At 40.6% G+C, this 16,431-nt stretch carries 13 protein-coding genes and 1 riboswitch; of the genes, 11 read left to right on the top strand and 2 right to left on the bottom strand.

Annotated elements, in window-relative coordinates:
• Positions 1-250 precede the first annotated feature (250 nt).
• The 7 genes from murG to lpxC all read left to right on the top strand — a co-directional run bounded on the left by murG (position 251) and on the right by lpxC (position 8,386).
• Complete coding sequence (gene murG / locus G0028_RS18160; RefSeq protein WP_180045518.1) at positions 251-1,348, top strand: undecaprenyldiphospho-muramoylpentapeptide beta-N-acetylglucosaminyltransferase; 1,098 nt, start codon at positions 251-253, stop codon at positions 1,346-1,348.
• Between the two features lie 13 nt (positions 1,349-1,361).
• Positions 1,362-2,810 (top strand): UDP-N-acetylmuramate--L-alanine ligase, encoded by a 1,449-nt coding sequence (murC, locus tag G0028_RS18155; protein ID WP_130072388.1) that lies wholly within the window; start codon positions 1,362-1,364, stop codon positions 2,808-2,810.
• Between the two features lie 94 nt (positions 2,811-2,904).
• Complete coding sequence (locus G0028_RS18150; protein ID WP_130072387.1) at positions 2,905-3,831, top strand: D-alanine--D-alanine ligase; 927 nt, start codon at positions 2,905-2,907, stop codon at positions 3,829-3,831.
• Positions 3,832-3,834: 3 nt separating this feature from the next.
• Positions 3,835-4,689, top strand: a complete 855-nt coding sequence (locus G0028_RS18145; RefSeq protein WP_180045519.1) for a cell division protein FtsQ/DivIB — start codon at positions 3,835-3,837, stop codon at positions 4,687-4,689.
• A gap of 64 nt (positions 4,690-4,753) precedes the next feature.
• Entirely contained in the window at positions 4,754-6,016 is a 1,263-nt protein-coding gene (gene ftsA / locus G0028_RS18140) for a cell division protein FtsA (RefSeq protein ID WP_130072385.1), read from the top strand.
• A 161-nt stretch (positions 6,017-6,177) separates the two neighbouring features.
• Positions 6,178-7,359, top strand: a complete 1,182-nt coding sequence (gene ftsZ, locus G0028_RS18135; RefSeq protein ID WP_130072384.1) for a cell division protein FtsZ — start codon at positions 6,178-6,180, stop codon at positions 7,357-7,359.
• A gap of 124 nt (positions 7,360-7,483) precedes the next feature.
• Positions 7,484-8,386 carry a UDP-3-O-acyl-N-acetylglucosamine deacetylase gene (lpxC, locus tag G0028_RS18130; RefSeq protein ID WP_130072383.1) on the top strand — a complete coding sequence of 301 codons (903 nt, stop codon included), beginning with the start codon at positions 7,484-7,486 and terminating at the stop codon, positions 8,384-8,386.
• Between the two features lie 97 nt (positions 8,387-8,483).
• Here lpxC and G0028_RS18125 read toward each other — a convergent pair whose 3' ends face one another.
• On the bottom strand, positions 8,484-8,924 hold the full coding sequence (locus tag G0028_RS18125; protein ID WP_180045520.1) for a DUF721 domain-containing protein: 441 nt from the start codon (positions 8,922-8,924) through the stop codon (positions 8,484-8,486).
• Positions 8,925-9,030: 106 nt separating this feature from the next.
• Between G0028_RS18125 and G0028_RS18120 the strand changes: the two genes are divergently transcribed.
• The 3 genes from G0028_RS18120 (at position 9,031) to G0028_RS18110 (ending at position 14,708) form a co-directional block, all read left to right on the top strand.
• The gene (locus tag G0028_RS18120; RefSeq protein WP_174493955.1) at positions 9,031-9,756 is read left to right on the top strand and encodes a M23 family metallopeptidase; all 726 of its coding nucleotides are present in this window, start codon (positions 9,031-9,033) and stop codon (positions 9,754-9,756) included.
• Between the two features lie 267 nt (positions 9,757-10,023).
• The gene (gene aceE, locus G0028_RS18115) at positions 10,024-12,735 is read left to right on the top strand and encodes a pyruvate dehydrogenase (acetyl-transferring), homodimeric type (RefSeq protein WP_130072380.1); all 2,712 of its coding nucleotides are present in this window, start codon (positions 10,024-10,026) and stop codon (positions 12,733-12,735) included.
• Positions 12,735-14,708: a 2-oxo acid dehydrogenase subunit E2 gene (locus tag G0028_RS18110; protein ID WP_180045521.1), complete on the top strand. Its 1,974-nt coding sequence runs from the start codon at positions 12,735-12,737 to the stop codon at positions 14,706-14,708. Before aceE ends, G0028_RS18110 begins: the two co-directional genes overlap by 1 nt.
• 66 nt (positions 14,709-14,774) lie before the next feature.
• On the opposite strand, the gene G0028_RS18105 is transcribed toward G0028_RS18110, so the two are convergent.
• A complete protein-coding gene (locus tag G0028_RS18105; protein WP_180045522.1) occupies positions 14,775-15,449 on the bottom strand; it encodes a methyltransferase type 11 in 675 nt (224 codons plus the stop codon).
• 74 nt (positions 15,450-15,523) lie between these two features.
• A riboswitch (yybP-ykoY riboswitch) is annotated at positions 15,524-15,671 on the top strand.
• Between the two features lie 91 nt (positions 15,672-15,762).
• Here G0028_RS18105 and G0028_RS18100 point away from each other — a divergent pair.
• The gene (locus G0028_RS18100) at positions 15,763-16,341 is read left to right on the top strand and encodes a TMEM165/GDT1 family protein (protein WP_130072377.1); all 579 of its coding nucleotides are present in this window, start codon (positions 15,763-15,765) and stop codon (positions 16,339-16,341) included.
• The last annotated feature ends 90 nt before the right edge of the window (positions 16,342-16,431 follow it).

Here is a 16,431-nt window from a genome sequence, read left to right as displayed (position 1 = left end):
ATAAAGAGAAAGATACGATAAATACTTAAGGCATACAGGAATCCCGATTTAAAATATATAAATTGTACAAAAATAAGTATTTTCTGATAGATTAATAACAAAACTAGTTTAAACTTTCAAATCAGTAGAAAAAAACAATGAAGTGTCAGGTGAAAAAAAGTAAATAAACTTTTCCCTCTCATGGTTTGTGATTACAATTGTCTGCTTAAAGACTCGTTAAATTTTATTTTTGGTATTGAAGAATTAGACTGTGAGCAAACCTCAACAAACTACACCTAAGCATGTCATGATGATGGCAGCAGGTACAGGTGGGCATGTATTTCCAGCCTTAGCGGTCGCTAAAGAGTTGCAACAACAAGGGTGCCAAGTCTCATGGTTAGCAACCCCGACGGGAATGGAAAATCGTTTATTAAAACAACATGATATTCCAATTTATCAAATTGATATTCAAGGTGTACGTGGCAATGGTCTTGTCCGTAAATTAGCAGCACCTTTTAAAATTTTAAAAGCAACCTTAAGCGCAATGCGCTATATGAAGCAGCTCAAAGTTGATGCTGTTGCAGGCTTTGGGGGGTATGTTGCAGGTCCGGGTGGTTTGGCTGCCCGTTTATTGGGTATTCCTGTGATTATTCATGAACAAAATGCTGTAGCAGGATTTACCAATACACAACTTTCACGTGTAGCAAAAAAAGTATGTCAGGCATTTCCAAATACCTTTCCTGCATCTGAAAAAATTGTGACAACAGGTAATCCTGTGCGTGCAGAAATTACCGCAATTTATAATCCATCTTATCGTTATAAAGAACGTGAAAATTCAGGTGAAACCATTCGTGTTCTCATTGTGGGTGGTTCCTTAGGTGCACAAGCTTTAAATGAATGTGTGCCACAAGCCTTGAAACAGCTTAATGTTCCACTGAGTGTTTATCATCAATGTGGTCAAAATAAGCAAGAAGCCACACAAGCTTTATATGCAAATTTACCTGAAACTTTGCATGTTGAAGTCCAGCCATTCATTGAAGATATGGCAAAAGCGTATAGTGACGCTGATTTAATTATTTGTCGTGCAGGCGCACTCACTGTAACTGAAGTTGCAACTGCGGGTGTCGCTGCGGTCTTTGTCCCTTTACCAAGCGCAGTGGATGACCATCAAACAGCAAATGCTCGTTTTTTGGAAAAAATTGGTGCTGCAAAAATTTGTCCACAAGCCACCATGACACCTGATTCGTTAAAGGATTTATTAATGCCGTTGATGAATCGCCAATTATTGATGGAAATGGCGGTTAAAGCTCGTCAACAAGCCCAACCTGACGCAACACAGCGTGTGGTTGGTTTAATTCAAGATTTGTAAGTTAGAGTTGATTATGTCTCCAACAAGCCCAGCTGATAAAGCAAAAAACCTGATTAAAATTCCTGAAATGCGCCGTATTAAGCATATCCATTTTGTGGGTATTGGTGGTGCAGGAATGTGTGGTATTGCCGAAGTATTGAAAAACCAAGGTTATAAAGTTTCAGGCTCTGATATTAAGGCATCTAAAACAACGGCACAGCTTGAAGAAAACGGGATTAAAGTTTATATCGGGCATGCAGCTCAAAATATTCAAGGTGCAAATGTATTGGTGGTTTCAACTGCCATTGACCCTGAAAATCTTGAAGTTAAAGAAGCAATTGAAAACCGCATTCCTGTTGTTCGTCGTGCCGAAATGTTGGGTGAGTTAATGCGTTATCGTCATGGGATCGCAGTTGCGGGCACGCATGGCAAAACGACAACAACCAGCTTAGTCACTTGCATGCTTGCTGAAGAAAATATGGATCCAACTTATGTGATTGGTGGATTACTCAATCGTACAGGTGTAAATGCTGCACTTGGAGCAAGCCGTTATATTGTTGCTGAAGCGGATGAGTCAGATGCATCATTCTTACACTTAGAGCCAATGGCTGCGATTGTCACGAATATTGATGCAGACCATATGGATACTTATGGTGGTAGCTTTGACGTATTAAAAGATACCTTCGTCAAGTTTTTACAAAAAATGCCATTTTATGGTTTAGCTGTCGTCTGTGGTGATGATGCCAATATTCGCGAAATTATGCCGCGTATCGGTCGTCCTGTTTTAACGTATGGTTTTAATGAAGATAATGATATTCGTGCAATCGATGTTGAACAAACAGGCATGCAATCAAGCTTTACTGTTTTACGTAAAGATCGTGAACCTTTACGTTTAACCATTAACTTGCCAGGCTTACACAATATTTTAAATGCTTTGGCTGCAATTGGTATTGCAACTGATGAAGGTGTTTCAGATGCTGCTATTGCACGTGCTTTAGAAAGCTTTAGTGGCGTGGGTCGTCGTTTCCAAGTACAAGGTGAATTTGCGCTTGGCGAAGGCAATGTAAAACTTGTCGATGACTATGGTCACCATCCTAAAGAAGTTGAAGCGACCATTAAAGCGGCACGTGCGAGTCATCCAGATCGTCGCTTAGTGATGATGTTCCAACCTCATCGTTTCAGTCGTACACGTGATTGTTTTGATGACTTTGTTGATGTGTTGTCACAAGTCGATCAACTATTACTTTTAGAGGTATATCCTGCGGGTGAAAAACCGATTGTGGGTGCGGATAGCCGCTCATTGGCGCGTAGTATTCGCCTGCGTGGCGAGGTTGAGCCGATTTTGATTGATCCTGTCGAAGGTAATTTGCAGAACGTTATACAAAAAGTGTTACAAGCGAATGACTTGTTATTAACACAAGGTGCGGGTAACGTGGGTGCAATTTCGATAGAATTGGCTCAAAATCAATTGTATTTAAAATAATTTACAATGTTGGGTTTTTATTGTTTGACAGAAAAATAGTGAAACCCAATATTTTAATTTAAATTGACTAACATATAAGTTTAAGGATTTAAACGTGTCAAATGCTTCTAAATTCGGCAAAGTAGCGGTGTTGCTTGGTGGTAAATCTGCTGAGCGTGAGGTGTCATTAGATAGTGGTAAAGCTGTATTAGAAGCATTATTACGTTCAGGAGTAAATGCTGAAAGCTTTGATCCACAAGAACGTAGTGTGACGGAACTTGTAAATTACGATCGTGCTTTTATTGTCTTGCATGGTCGTGGTGGTGAAGATGGTCAGATCCAAGGTGTTTTGGAGTGGTTAAACATTCCTTATACAGGAACTGGTGTGCAAGGTTCTGCAATTGGCATGGATAAAGTTAAAACCAAACAAATTTGGCAAGGTTCAGCATTGCCGACTGCACCGTATCGTATCATTTCTAAAGATTCAAACTTAAATGAAGTGATTGAAAGTTTAGGCTTACCTTTAATCATCAAACCTGTACATGAAGGTTCAAGTGTAGGGATGAGTAAGGTTGAAAAAGCTGAAGATCTAGCAAAAGCTATTGAAAAAGCAACAGTTCATGATGCTGTTGTGATGGCGGAAAAATGGATTACAGGGCGTGAATATACCATTGCCTTTTTAAATGGACAGGCTTTACCTGTCATTCGCTTACAACCGCCTGCGGATGTTGCATTCTATGATTATGAAGCAAAATATAACCGCAATGACGTTGAATATGGAATTCCGTGTGGTTTAAGCGAAACAGAAGAAAAACAACTGCAAGAACTATGCTTACGTGCTTTCCAAGCTGTGGGTGCAAGTGGTTGGGGGCGTATTGATGCCATGCTAGATGAACAAGGTAATTTCTGGTTGCTTGAAGTTAACACTGTGCCAGGTATGACCAGTCATTCATTAGTACCAAAAGCTGCTCAAGCGGTTGGTTATGAGTTTGATCAACTTTGTGTGGCAATTTTAGAACAGACTTTGGGCGATACACACTAATTTATGGCTCAACTCCCTGCTTCGATGCGCCGTAAAAAGGCAGCAATTACTTCAATACATGAGAAGCCGCCCACTCGTAAAGAAAAGTTAATTCATACTGGTGGGTGGGTCTTGCTGTGTGTGGCTTTTTTAGTATTGGTTGCTGGTTTGTTTGGTTTATATAAAGTTGTGACAGATGCTAAAGTCGCGACTTTGCAAGTGGTGGGTGTAGATTCACCTATCGAAAATCAAATGCTGTCGCAATATTTAGCCCCTGTGGTCAAGGATAATTATTTTACTTCTGACTTAGAGCAAATTCGAGATCGGGCATTAGAAGTATCTTGGGTAGATCGCGTTGTTGTCGCTCGTGCATGGCCCAATGGGATTCGTGTTCGAGTGATGCCACGTCATGCAATTGCACGTTGGGGAACAGGACGATTGTTGAGTGACAGTGGCGATGTGTATAGTGAAGCACAGTTACGCAATCATCAAAATTTGCCACTTTTGCATGGGCCACTGAGCCAATCTAAAGTTATGATGCGTCGCTATAATGAGATTAATCAATTATTTCATCCTACTCATCTTCGGTTGAAAGAGTTGTATTTAACAGAACGAATGACATGGTTTATGCAGTTTGATTCGGGTATGCGCATTATTGTTGACCAAGATCAAACCATGAGTAAATTACAACGTTTAAGTCATTTGGCACAAACTGATTTAAAACCTGTTTGGTCAAATATTGCTGCCATTGATTTGCGTTATCGAAATGGTCTTGCGATTCAATGGAAAGATGCAAAAATGCCAAAAATTTTAAATGGTGGCTTTGTTGTAACGAACAATGACCCAAGCGTTGCAGATCCAAGCATAGTACAGCCATAATAGATGGCTTTATAAGAGGCGATAAGCCAAAGATAAACAATATGAAGATAATGGTAGTGAAGTGATGAGTGAAGCTGTTCCCTCAGTTGTTGCGATAGACATTGGGACACATAAAGTTTCAGTTCTAATAGGTAAGGTGCATGCCCCTGATAATATTCAGGTTATTGGTATGGCAAGCGCACGTAATAAAGGCATGAATAAAGGCAAAATTGTTAGCCTAGATAAAGTGACCAATGCCATAAAACAAGCCGTGCAAGAAGCGGAAGACATGGCAGAATGTCGTGTACATTCGGCATGGGTTTCTATCCCTAGTACAGAATTACAAAGTCATTATGCTGTGGGACGTACCCCAATTGCGAATCCAGATCGAACGATTACGACTTCAGAAGTTGTTCGTGCATTAGATTTGGCTAAAGCCAGTCATTTAACTGCAGATCATTATTTAGCAACGGCTGTCCCTTTGGGCTTTGAATTGGATGATTCACAAGAATGGGTACAAAATCCAATTAATTTGACTGCACATAGTATGACTGCGCATTATCAGCTCATGATGATGCCGATTGCAACCATGCAGAATCTTGATCGTGCAATGAAAGGTGCCAATATTTCTGTTGAGAAAATGGTGGTATCTTGTTTAGCAACAGCAGAAGGTAGTTTGCTAAAAGACGAAAAAGAATATGGGGTTTGCTTGCTCGATATTGGCGCAGGCACGACCAATATTGCCGTATATATTGAAGGTCATTTGGTACTTGCACATACCATTCAACGTGGTGGTGAAAATGTCACGCGAGATATTGCAGCTGTATTACAAACCACTACAGAAGAAGCAGAGCGAATTAAGTTACTCTATGGTTGTGTAGATATTCATCAAGTCAAACCTGAGCATATGATTCAGTTTGAAGCAATTGATGGTCCACAAACCATCAGCCGCATTGAACTTGCTGAAATTATCATTGCTCGCTATGAAGAAATTTTAGGTTTGGTACGTGATGAATTAGAACAACGTGGTGCATTGCCAAGTTTATATCATGGTGTGGTATTAACAGGGGATGTATGTCAAATCGAAGGTATGGTAACGTTAGCACGTAGAATGTTAGGTGTTTCAGCACATTTGGGGAATCCCACAGTAAATGTATATGCAGATGACCAACATTTATCTGCTTTACGCCGTTCGATGTATGCAACTGCGTCAGGATTATTGTTATTTAGTCAAAGTGAAATGCAAGATGCTGTAGAAGAACCAGAAGTCAATAGCCATCGCTCAGTTTGGGAGCGTATAGCCAATGGTTGGACTGCAATGAATAACAAATTGAAAGGTATTTTTTAGGTTTGATTTTTTGGAATATTGTTAAAAAGTTGTAAGTATGTCGTCCTATACTTGACAAGTTTAACAATGAGCAGCATCCTAAAACAAATTTTATTATTGAAGATCAAGGCAGTATACGGGCTTAAGTGACTGCCATACATTAAGTAGGAAATCTAAAGGTCATGGCCTCATTTGAATTTTTAGAAGATGAACAAACCGATAGTAACGGTCAAGCCCGTTTTACTGTATTTGGTGTTGGTGGTGGTGGTGGTAATGCCGTACAGCATATGGTGCAGTCGGACATTAAAGGCGTAAAATTTGTTTGTGCAAATACGGATAAACAAGCTTTAGATCGTATGAATGCCCCATTTAAAATTCAACTCGGTGAACAAAGTACCCGTGGTTTGGGTGCAGGTGCAAACCCTGATGTAGGTCAAATTGCTGCTGAAGAAAGTCGTGAATTGATTCGCCAACACCTTGAAGGTGCGGACATGGTATTCGTGACTGCGGGTATGGGCGGTGGTACAGGTACAGGTGCTGCGCCAGTTGTTGCTGAAATTGCTCAAGAAATGGGTATTTTGACAGTGGGTGTGGTAACAACACCATTTAACTTTGAAGGTCGCCGCCGTCAACGCTCAGCAGAAAAAGGCATTGAAGCTTTAGAACAACATGTTGATTCATTGATTATTATTCCAAATCAGCGCTTACTTAGTGTGTATGGTGACATCTCTATGCAAGATGCTTACCGCAAAGCAGATGATGTATTGTTAAATGCTGTGCGTAGTATTTTTGATTTAGTTGTTCGTCCGGGTCATATTAACCTTGACTTCGCCGATTTAAAAACTGCAATGAGTACCCGTGGTTATGCCATGATGGGTGAAGGTAAGAGCAGTGGTCCAGATCGTGCTGAAGAAGCTGCACGTTTAGCGATTCGTAGCCCATTATTAGATAATGTGAATATCATGAATGCCAAAGGCGTTTTGATTAACATTACTGGTGGTGCAGATGTTACATTACGTGAAACTGAAATTATCACAGATGTTGTCAATCAGATTGTTGACCTTGATGAAGGCGAAGTCTTCTTTGGTACAGTATTTGATCCAGACGCACGTGATGAAATTCGTGTGACTGTGATTGCCACAGGTCTAACACGTAATGCCAATGAAGCAGAAGTAAAACGTCGTACTCCTGTAAGTGTTGCTGCAAATGTACAGCAATCTACTCAAAATGCTGTAGATGAGGATGATATTCCTGCGATCAGTAAGCGTCAGAACAATGATGCGCCTGTTGCGAATACCAGTGCATCACCACGTTCTACACCGATGAGCATTCAAGATTATTTGAAGAATCAACAACGTAAATAATTGATTATTTAAATAAATACTGATGATGATCGAAAAAGGCAGTAAGTTTTACTGCCTTTTTTGTTTTTTATCAATGGCTAAATGTGCTAACGTATAGCAGATTTAGGTTGAAGAACACAGAAGCATGTTGAAACAGCGTACCCTGAAACGTGTCGTGAAAGCGAGTGGCATCGGACTGCATAGTGGACAAAAAGTGATGATTAACTTTTTGCCACATGTTGCTGATGGGGGTATTGTATTTCGCCGTATTGACCTAAATCCGCCTGTAGAAATTCGTGCTGATGCTATGCTGGTGCAAGAAGCCTTTATGTGCTCCAATTTGGTTGAACATGACGCCAAAGTGGGAACGATTGAGCATGTGACGAGTGCCATTGCAGGTTTAGGCATCGACAATTTAATTATTGAAGTTTCTGCCTCTGAAATTCCGATCATGGATGGCAGTGCAGGACCATTTATCTACTTATTAATGCAAGGCGGTTTGGTTGAGCAGGATGCACCCAAAAAATTTATTCGTATGCTCAAGCCTGTAGAAGCATTAATTGAGGATAAAAAAGCTGTTTTTACCCCTCATAATGGTTTTCAAATTAATTTTGAAATTGATTTTGATCATCCAGCATTTGCTAAAGAATACCAGTCTGCAACTATTGATTTCTCGACTGAAACTTTTGTGTATGAAGTGAGTGGTGCACGTACTTTTGGTTTTATGAAGGATTTAGATTATCTCAAAGCGCATAATTTAGCGCTGGGTGCAAGCCTAGATAATGCTGTGGGGCTAGATGATACTGGGGTAGTGAATGAAGAAGGTTTACGCTTTGCAGATGAGTTTGTACGACATAAAATTTTAGATGCGGTAGGGGATTTATATTTGCTTGGTCATCAAATTATTGCCAAGTTTGACGGTTATAAATCGGGTCATGCCCTGAATAATCAGCTTTTACGCAATGTTAAAAGTGATCCAAGCAGCTATGAAATTGTAACATTTAATGACATATCTTCTTGTCCTATTCAATATGTACAGGTCTTATAAGTCCTTGCTTTTGAGTGGGTATGTTATAAAGTAACATTTAAAAATGTGACTTATTTGGCTTTTTACAAATACAATATATTAATTTTTATTTTCTTGTTTACTTTTTATTGCTTGCCAAACGTAACAAAGCTTGGCTAAGCTTAGCATCGTTCACAAAGCTTGCAGCGTGTTGTAACATTTCTTGCGTTGCGGGAGTAAGGGGTTGAACGGGTTTATTTAAAAGTATAGGTTCTACTTTTCTTGTGCGAAGGCGAATTTGAATTTTTTGTAAATCTTTCAACTCTTCTAATTGTGATAATTGAGAAATATATTGTTTTTGAAGATAACCGAGCTGACTAATCATAGCTTGATTTTCACCGGTAATCGTCAAAATACCGTATTGATAACATACGACCTGCCATACTTCGGGTTGAGGTAATAAGGGTTGAATTAATTTAGTAAGTCTTTGCCATTCGGCAACTTGCTTTTTTAGAAACGATAAGTTTCCTGTTTTTACGTGTTGTCTTGTTTGATGGAAGAGATTTTTAGGTTCAGACATACATTATTCCTACATAGTTATGTCTTATCTTAAGCCCTCGTTTCAGTAGATATCAAGGACGAGATCACTCAAGGAACTTGACTAAGAACAGTTAAAAGAGGTTTTTATGCATTCGCGACGTATTTTATTGGCATTTTCTTTAGCAGCTTCTGCTGCATCGGTTGCATTCGCAGATTTAGTTCAATTAGATGTTTCTAATCCTTCTGCTCCAGATCGTTTAGAGCAGCTTTCGAAAACATTGTCTCAAGGCTCTTATACACATCCTGATGATATGGATATTCCAGGCAGTGTAACATTTCAACCGCATTTACGTACATCAAATGAAAAATCAATTGAATTGAACAATGCAACAATTGCTCAGAAATACGGTTCAGCAGCACTTTCTTCTTCACATGTTGCATCTACAGCGTCTCGCTATTCAGCAGGCTCTCCATATTCATGGTTAGTGACGCATCCATTACCTGATTTAAAACGTGTAAGTTCAAATTATGGTGGTCGTACCATGGGTGGTCGTGCAGAAAATCACTCTGGTTTAGACATGTCAGCACCAAGTGGTACGCCAATCTATGCAACAGGTCCAGGTATTGTGACCAAGTCAGGTTGGGGTACAGGCTATGGTCAATATGTCGAAATTAACCATGGTAATGGTTATTTAACACGTTACGCACACGCTTCACGCTTAATTGCTCGTGTAGGTGATCAGGTGAAAGCAGGTGAACATATTGCTAATGTTGGTTGTACGGGGCGTTGTACAGGCCCACATTTACATTATGAAGTAGTGAAAGATGGTCAACGTAAAAATCCATCTACCTATTTAGCAATGTTGCCATAATCACGCACCATTCGATTGATGTATATTGTTTGAGTGTGGATGCATAGTGAATTCTATATTTCAATAGACTATCATCAAATAAAATCTTAAGTGTATATAAAACCGCCTTTATTGGCGGTTTTTTGTTGCTTTGTGTGAGATTTGGTCAGTATGTATTTAGCTACTAAATAATACAACAGCTCTACATTCATCTGTAACGATAACTTAACACCTCTAAAACATGATACATATAAGATATAGAAAATTAGTCTAAGGAGTAGGTGAAACATGGCGTATTATGGTGATACTGACGCACAGGAAACACAAGAATGGCAAGATGCCTTTGATTCTGTGTTGCAACATATGGGCAGTGAACGTGCTGCTTTTTTGCTCGAAAAATTATACCAACAAGCAATTTCGAAGCATGTCCCTATTCAGCGACTAAATACTCCTTACTTAAATACGATCCCAGTAGAAGAACAACCTGCTATGCCAGGTGATCCAGATATGGAGCGTCGTATCCGTGCGCTCATCCGTTGGAATGCATTGGCAATGGTTTTACGTGCCAACAAAACAGGTGATGATCTAGGTGGTCACTTGGCAAGTTTTGCATCTTCTGCGACGTTGTATGATGTTGGCTTTAACTACTTCTTCCGCGCCAATAGTGACCACTTTGGTGGTGACATGATTTACTATCAAGGTCACTGTGCACCAGGGATTTATGCACGTTCTTATTTAGAAGGGCGTTTGACTGAAGATCAGCTCAATAATTTCCGTCGTGAAGTCGGTGGTCAAGGTCTTTCAAGTTACCCACATCCTTATTTGATGCCTGATTATTGGCAGTTCCCAACCGTATCGATGGGTTTGGGGCCAATCATGTCAATTTATCAAGCACATATTCAAAAATATTTGATGAATCGTGGTTTAATCAAAGAAGAAGATCGCAAAGTTTGGGCTTACCTCGGTGATGGTGAGATGGATGAACCAGAAAGTTTAGGTGCCATTTCACTCGCAGGTCGTGAAAAATTAGACAATCTCATTTGGGTGGTGAACTGTAACTTACAGCGCCTTGATGGTCCTGTACGTGGTAACGGTAAGATTATTCAAGAACTTGAATCATTATTCCGTGGTGCAGGCTGGCGCGTGATTAAAGTCGTCTGGGGTCGTCATTGGGATCCTTTATTAGATAAAGATGCTTCAGGTGCTTTGAAAGCGCGTATGGAGGAAGCATTAGATGGTGATTATCAGCGTTACCAAGTGAAAGGTGGTGGGTATACGCGTGAGCATTTCTTTGGTAAATATCCTGAAGCGGAAGCGCTTGTTAAAGCTTTGAGCGATGAAGATATTGAGAATCTCAATCGTGGTGGTCATGACCCATACAAAGTGTATGCAGCTTATGCCGCAGCGATGACGAGTAATGGTCAACCTACAGTGATTTTGGCAAAAACCGTAAAAGGTTATGGTCTGTCTGAAGAAATTGAAGCGGTCAACAAAACGCACCAAATCAAGAAAATGCATTTGGAATCATTGAAGTATTTCCGTAACCGTTTCAATCTGCCGTTTAAAGATGAAGACTTGGAAGAGCTACCTTTCTATCGTCCAGGTGAAAACTCTCCTGAATTAAAATACATGAAAGCACGCCGTGAAGCATTAGGCGGTTATCTGCCTGCACGTCGTAAAGAAAGTGAAGCGTTGGCGATTCCTGAACTTTCAGTTTTTGATGGTGTACTCAAAGGTAGTGGCGGTAAAGAACAATCAACCACCATGGTGATGGTGCGTTTGATTGCTGCATTATTGAAAGAAAAAGCGATTAAAGATCGTGTTGTGCCAATTGTTCCTGACGAAGCACGTACCTTTGGTTTGGAAGGTATGTTCCGTCAGCTGGGTATCTATGCTGCACATGGTCAGAACTATACTCCTGAAGACCAAGAACAGCTCATGAACTATCGTGAAGCAAAAGATGGTCACATGTTGCAAGAAGGGATCAATGAAGCAGGTGCGATGAGTGCTTGGTCGGCACTAGGTACAAGTTATTCAACCAATAATTTGCCAATGATCCCGATGTATATGTACTACTCCATGTTCGGTTTCCAACGTATTGGTGATATTGCATGGGCAGCGGGTGACTCTCAAGCACAAGGTTTCTTGTGTGGTGCAACTGCAGGTCGTACAACTCTGAATGGCGAAGGCTTACAGCACCAAGATGGTCATTCACATATTTTGGCTGCAACGATTCCAAACTGTGTGGCTTATGATCCTTGCTTTGGTTATGAGTTGGCCGTGATTGTGCATGATGGTTTACAACGCATGTATGTCAATCAAGAGCGTGTGTTCTATTACTTGACACTAATGAATGAAAACTACGATCAGCCTGCATTGCCACAAGAAGCGATTGAAGGTATTAAAAAAGGTCTGTATTTATTCGAAAAAGATGACAAAGCGACAGTTCAGTTGATTGGTTCAGGTGTGATTCTGCGTGAAGTGATTAAAGCTGCACAAATCTTAAAAGATGAATATCAAATTCATGCCAATATTTGGAGTGCGACAAGCTTTAACGAGTTAGCACGCGATGGTATGGCAGTTGAAGAATACAACCGTTTACATCCACTTGAAGATGGTCAAGAGTCTTGGGTATCGCAGCAACTCCGTGGCACAGATGGTATTGTGGTTGCAGCAACCGATCATATGCGCGCATACAGTGAACAGATCCGTGCTTATCTACCAGACAGCCGTCCATATGTGACTCTGGGTACAGATGGTTATGGTCGTTCAGATACTCGTGGCAATTTGCGTAGTTATTTTGGTGTTGATGCTGCACACATTGTGGTTGCAACGCTGAAAAAACTCGCAGATGAAGGCGAAGTAGATCCACGTTTAGTGAAAGATGCGATTTCTTCATTTGAACTTGATGTTGATCGTCCAGTGGCTTGGTTACCACAGGCGCATCCTTCAGTACAAGATGTTGCAGCATATGCAGAACCAACTGAGGAGAATAAATAATGCAAGTTAAAACTCCTGATATTGGTGTAGATAAAGCCACTGTCGCTGAGATTTTGGTAAAAGTGGGTGATACGATTGCTGTAGATGACAGTATTGTATTACTCGAATCGGATAAAGCCTCTGTTGAAGTGCCAAGCACTTCGGCAGGCGTGGTTAAAAACATTGCAGTTACTGAAGGGGATGAAGTTTCTGAAGGTGCAGTGCTGATTGAAGTTGAATCTGCTGAAGCGGAAGCAACGCAATCAGAATCTACGCAAGTCGAAGAAAAAGTGGAAGTAGAACCTACACAAGCAGAAACGGTTGCTGAACAGCCCAAAGCTGAAACAGCATCTCCTGTAACAACATCGCAAACTGTTGAAGTCAAAGTCCCTGACATTGGTGTGGAAAAAGCACTGGTCGGTGAGATTTTGGTGAAAGCAGGCGATGAAATCGCGGTTGATGACAGCATCGTGGTGGTTGAATCGGACAAAGCCACTGTAGAAGTCCCGAGCACGGTTGCAGGTACTGTAGAAAGCGTGATCGTCAAAGAAGGCGACAGTGTCAAAGAGGGTGTGGTTTTAATTACTGTGAAAACAGTATCAGTTGCCCAAGAGACTGTGGCAGTTGCTGAAACCAAAGCGAGCCCTGTAGCATCTACGCCTGCTGAAGCGCCGAAAGCTGAGGCAACAACTGTACAAGCCGGCCCTGTAGAGATTGCTGTACCTGATTTGGGTGTAGATAAAGCATCTGTGTCTGAAATTTTGGTCAGCGTCGGTGATCGTGTTGAAAAAGATCAGAGTTTGGTTGTTGTTGAGTCCGATAAAGCTTCAGTTGAAGTACCAAGTACAGTTGCGGGCACGATCAAAGCAATTCATGTAAGTGAAAACCAAGACGTCAAACAAGGCATGCCTTTAGTGACGATTGATGGGGTTGCTGATGTCAAACCTTCTGAAGTTATCAAAGAAAAAGCAGCTGCCGCACAGACTGAAACAAAAGCTGCACCCAAAGCAGAAAAGGTAGTAGAGCCACAAGCACATCTTGCTCATACCTCAGATAAACTCAGCAAAGAGCAACAGGCTGAAAATGCCAAAGTCTATGCGGGTCCTGCGGTGCGTAAACTGGCTCGTGAACTTGGTGTATTGTTGGCGCAAGTCGAGTCTTCAGGTCCGCATGATCGTGTCGTCAAAGAAGATGTTTTTGCTTATGTTAAACAACGCTTAACTGCACCACCATCTGCACCACAAGCAGCAGTGACTCAGGTTGCTTCAGGCTTGCCTGCATTGCCAGACTTTAGTGCATTTGGTGGCAGTGAAATTGCACCAATGACGCGTTTACAGCAAGTGTCAGTACCACAATTGTCATTGAATAACTTTATTCCACAAGTGACGCAGTTTGATTTGGCAGACATTACTGAACTTGAAGCTTGGCGTGGTGAACTGAAAGGTAAATTCAAGCAAGATGGTATTAGCCTGACGATTTTGGCATTCATTGCTAAAGCGGTGGCATTCTTGTTGAAAGAAGAACCTTATTTTGCAGGGCACTTGGCTGATGATCAAAAGTCAGTTGTGCTACGTCATGAAATTCATATGGGTATTGCGGTTGCAACACCAGATGGCTTGACTGTTCCTGTACTGCGTAATCCTGACCAAAAATCAATTAAGCAAATTGCGATTGAATTGGGTGAGCTCAGTAAAAAAGCCCGTGATAAAAAACTTTCACCGAAAGATTTACAAGGGGCTAACTTTACCATTACCAGCTTAGGCTCCATTGGTGGCACAGCATTCACACCATTAGTGAACTGGCCGCAAGTGGCAATTTTGGGTATTTCACCTGCGACTATGCAACCTGTATGGAATGGTGAAGCTTTTGATCCAAAACTGATGTTGCCGCTTTCATTGTCTTATGATCACCGTGTGATTAATGGTGCAGATGCAGCACGTTTCACCAATAAGCTGACTAAATTATTGGCAGATATCCGTAATATTTTGCTATAAAATTAAATTTTTAATCTGAATGAGAACCTCGCTACGGCGGGGTTTTATTTTGACTAAGTTTAAAATTTATAGAAAATCGCTCAAATTTTTGCTTCGATCATAAATTGACAAGGCTGAATCAGGATTGATATTCCAAATGCTAGGTAAAGGGTGGTCAGTAAATACTTTTTTCCATTGTTTGGCTTTAATTTTTTCAAAATCAGTAAAATCCCTCAAAAACATACGCCAAAAAGATTCATAACGTTTTATTGAGGCAGAATTTTCTGTTGCATAGCCATGACTTTGTCCATTTTCAGTTTTGAAATCAAAGCCAATGAGCACAATATTTTGTGGTTGAAATAAATGGGCAATACACATTGCCTGCAAGCCGCAGTTATTGCCGTAGACCTGCATCGTTGAGCTAAAGAGCTGTTCCCACTGTGTCGGTGGCGTAATTTTGAGTTCGGTCACCGCTTTAGGATAAGTTTTGCTATTACCTAGACCACAGCCTGTGATGAAATCACCTCGAAATTCGCTTGCTAAGCGAAACTGATATTGCTCCCACCACGCATAGTCACTGTGATGAGTGATTTTTGCTGATGGAATCAGTTGAAATGCTTGATTGCAGCAGATGACGAAATGTTCGGGTGTATTCAGTGGTGTCAGATCATGTTTTTTTAATGAAGGACCACCACCAAGGACAAAAATCGTTTGAGGAGATGAGTGTTGCTCAACATATTCGGAAAAATGGGTTGTCGTCATGAGTGAAGATAGGTCTTTCAAGTAAATTATTGGAAAAATAGCTGTAAAATTTTTATAGACATTGTAAACTAGTTCTACACTTCATTGGGGAGTAGCCGCTATTCACATGCATTCTAGTTGTGAATAGGTGATGGTCAACATAATTGTTCAACAGAACATGGTCATCATAGCAAAGAACCAATCTGCTTTTTAAGCATATCTTTTGTTGGCAAGACCTTTGATTTATCACTCCGCATATTATGGTAAATATCATGATACAAGGCTAGCAGGAGGGATAAGTCATTGGTAAATATTGCTAGCCTGAGAATATGACATGTTACATGCCTTCCTCATCTCGCTTGTTGTCGTTGCCCTATCTGAAATGGGTGATAAAACACAATTACTTGCGTTACTTCTTGCGGCAAAATTTCGCAAACCTATACCGATTCTGATCGCTATTTTCTTGGCTACTGTAGTTAACCATGGGGTTTCTGCACTGCTAGGACAATGGATTACCACTGTGTTGAGTCCAACAGTACTGCTTTGGATTGTATCACTTGGCTTTATTGCGATGGCAGGTTGGATGTTGATTCCAGATGAGTTGGATGATGAGTCTGAAAGTATTAACAAATGGCAAAAATACGGTGTGTTTGGGGCAACTTTTGTGTTGTTCTTTCTGGCAGAAATTGGTGATAAAACGCAAATCGCAACCGTTGCTTTAGCTGCTCGTTTTGACAGTATCGGTTGGGTAACTTTAGGGACAACATTAGGGATTATGTTGGTGAATGCACCTGCGGTATTTATTGGCAATAAACTCGCAGAAAAATTACCAATTTCTTTGATTCATAAAATTGGTGCATTGATTTTCTTGGTGATCGGTGTTGCCGCTTTAGTACAGCATTATTTTTTCTAAAAGTTCATCGTTAAACCATTTTGGTTTTGCAGCTGCATTGAGTTGTTCATCAGCTCAATGCTATTTATTAAATATGACTGCAAAATTTCG

Source organism: Acinetobacter piscicola, assembly GCF_015218165.1.
Lineage (GTDB): Bacteria > Pseudomonadota > Gammaproteobacteria > Pseudomonadales > Moraxellaceae > Acinetobacter > Acinetobacter piscicola_A.
Note: the sequence above shows the minus strand (reverse complement) of the source record. Positions and strands in the feature narration are given on the sequence as shown.

Excerpts from the sequence above, each read along its gene's own strand:
- G0028_RS18145 (WP_180045519.1), top strand. The coding sequence starts at position 3,835 with ATGGCTCAACTCCCTGCTTCGATGCGCCGTAAAAAGGCAGCAATTACT.
- ftsA (WP_130072385.1), top strand. The coding sequence starts at position 4,754 with ATGAGTGAAGCTGTTCCCTCAGTTGTTGCGATAGACATTGGGACACAT.
- ftsZ (WP_130072384.1), top strand. The coding sequence starts at position 6,178 with ATGGCCTCATTTGAATTTTTAGAAGATGAACAAACCGATAGTAACGGT.
- lpxC (WP_130072383.1), top strand. The coding sequence starts at position 7,484 with ATGTTGAAACAGCGTACCCTGAAACGTGTCGTGAAAGCGAGTGGCATC.
- G0028_RS18125 (WP_180045520.1), bottom strand. The coding sequence starts at position 8,924 with ATGTCTGAACCTAAAAATCTCTTCCATCAAACAAGACAACACGTAAAA.
- murC (WP_130072388.1), top strand. The coding sequence starts at position 1,362 with ATGTCTCCAACAAGCCCAGCTGATAAAGCAAAAAACCTGATTAAAATT.
- G0028_RS18110 (WP_180045521.1), top strand. The coding sequence starts at position 12,735 with ATGCAAGTTAAAACTCCTGATATTGGTGTAGATAAAGCCACTGTCGCT.
- G0028_RS18100 (WP_130072377.1), top strand. The coding sequence starts at position 15,763 with ATGTTACATGCCTTCCTCATCTCGCTTGTTGTCGTTGCCCTATCTGAA.
- G0028_RS18105 (WP_180045522.1), bottom strand. The coding sequence starts at position 15,449 with ATGACGACAACCCATTTTTCCGAATATGTTGAGCAACACTCATCTCCT.
- G0028_RS18120 (WP_174493955.1), top strand. The coding sequence starts at position 9,031 with ATGCATTCGCGACGTATTTTATTGGCATTTTCTTTAGCAGCTTCTGCT.
- aceE (WP_130072380.1), top strand. The coding sequence starts at position 10,024 with ATGGCGTATTATGGTGATACTGACGCACAGGAAACACAAGAATGGCAA.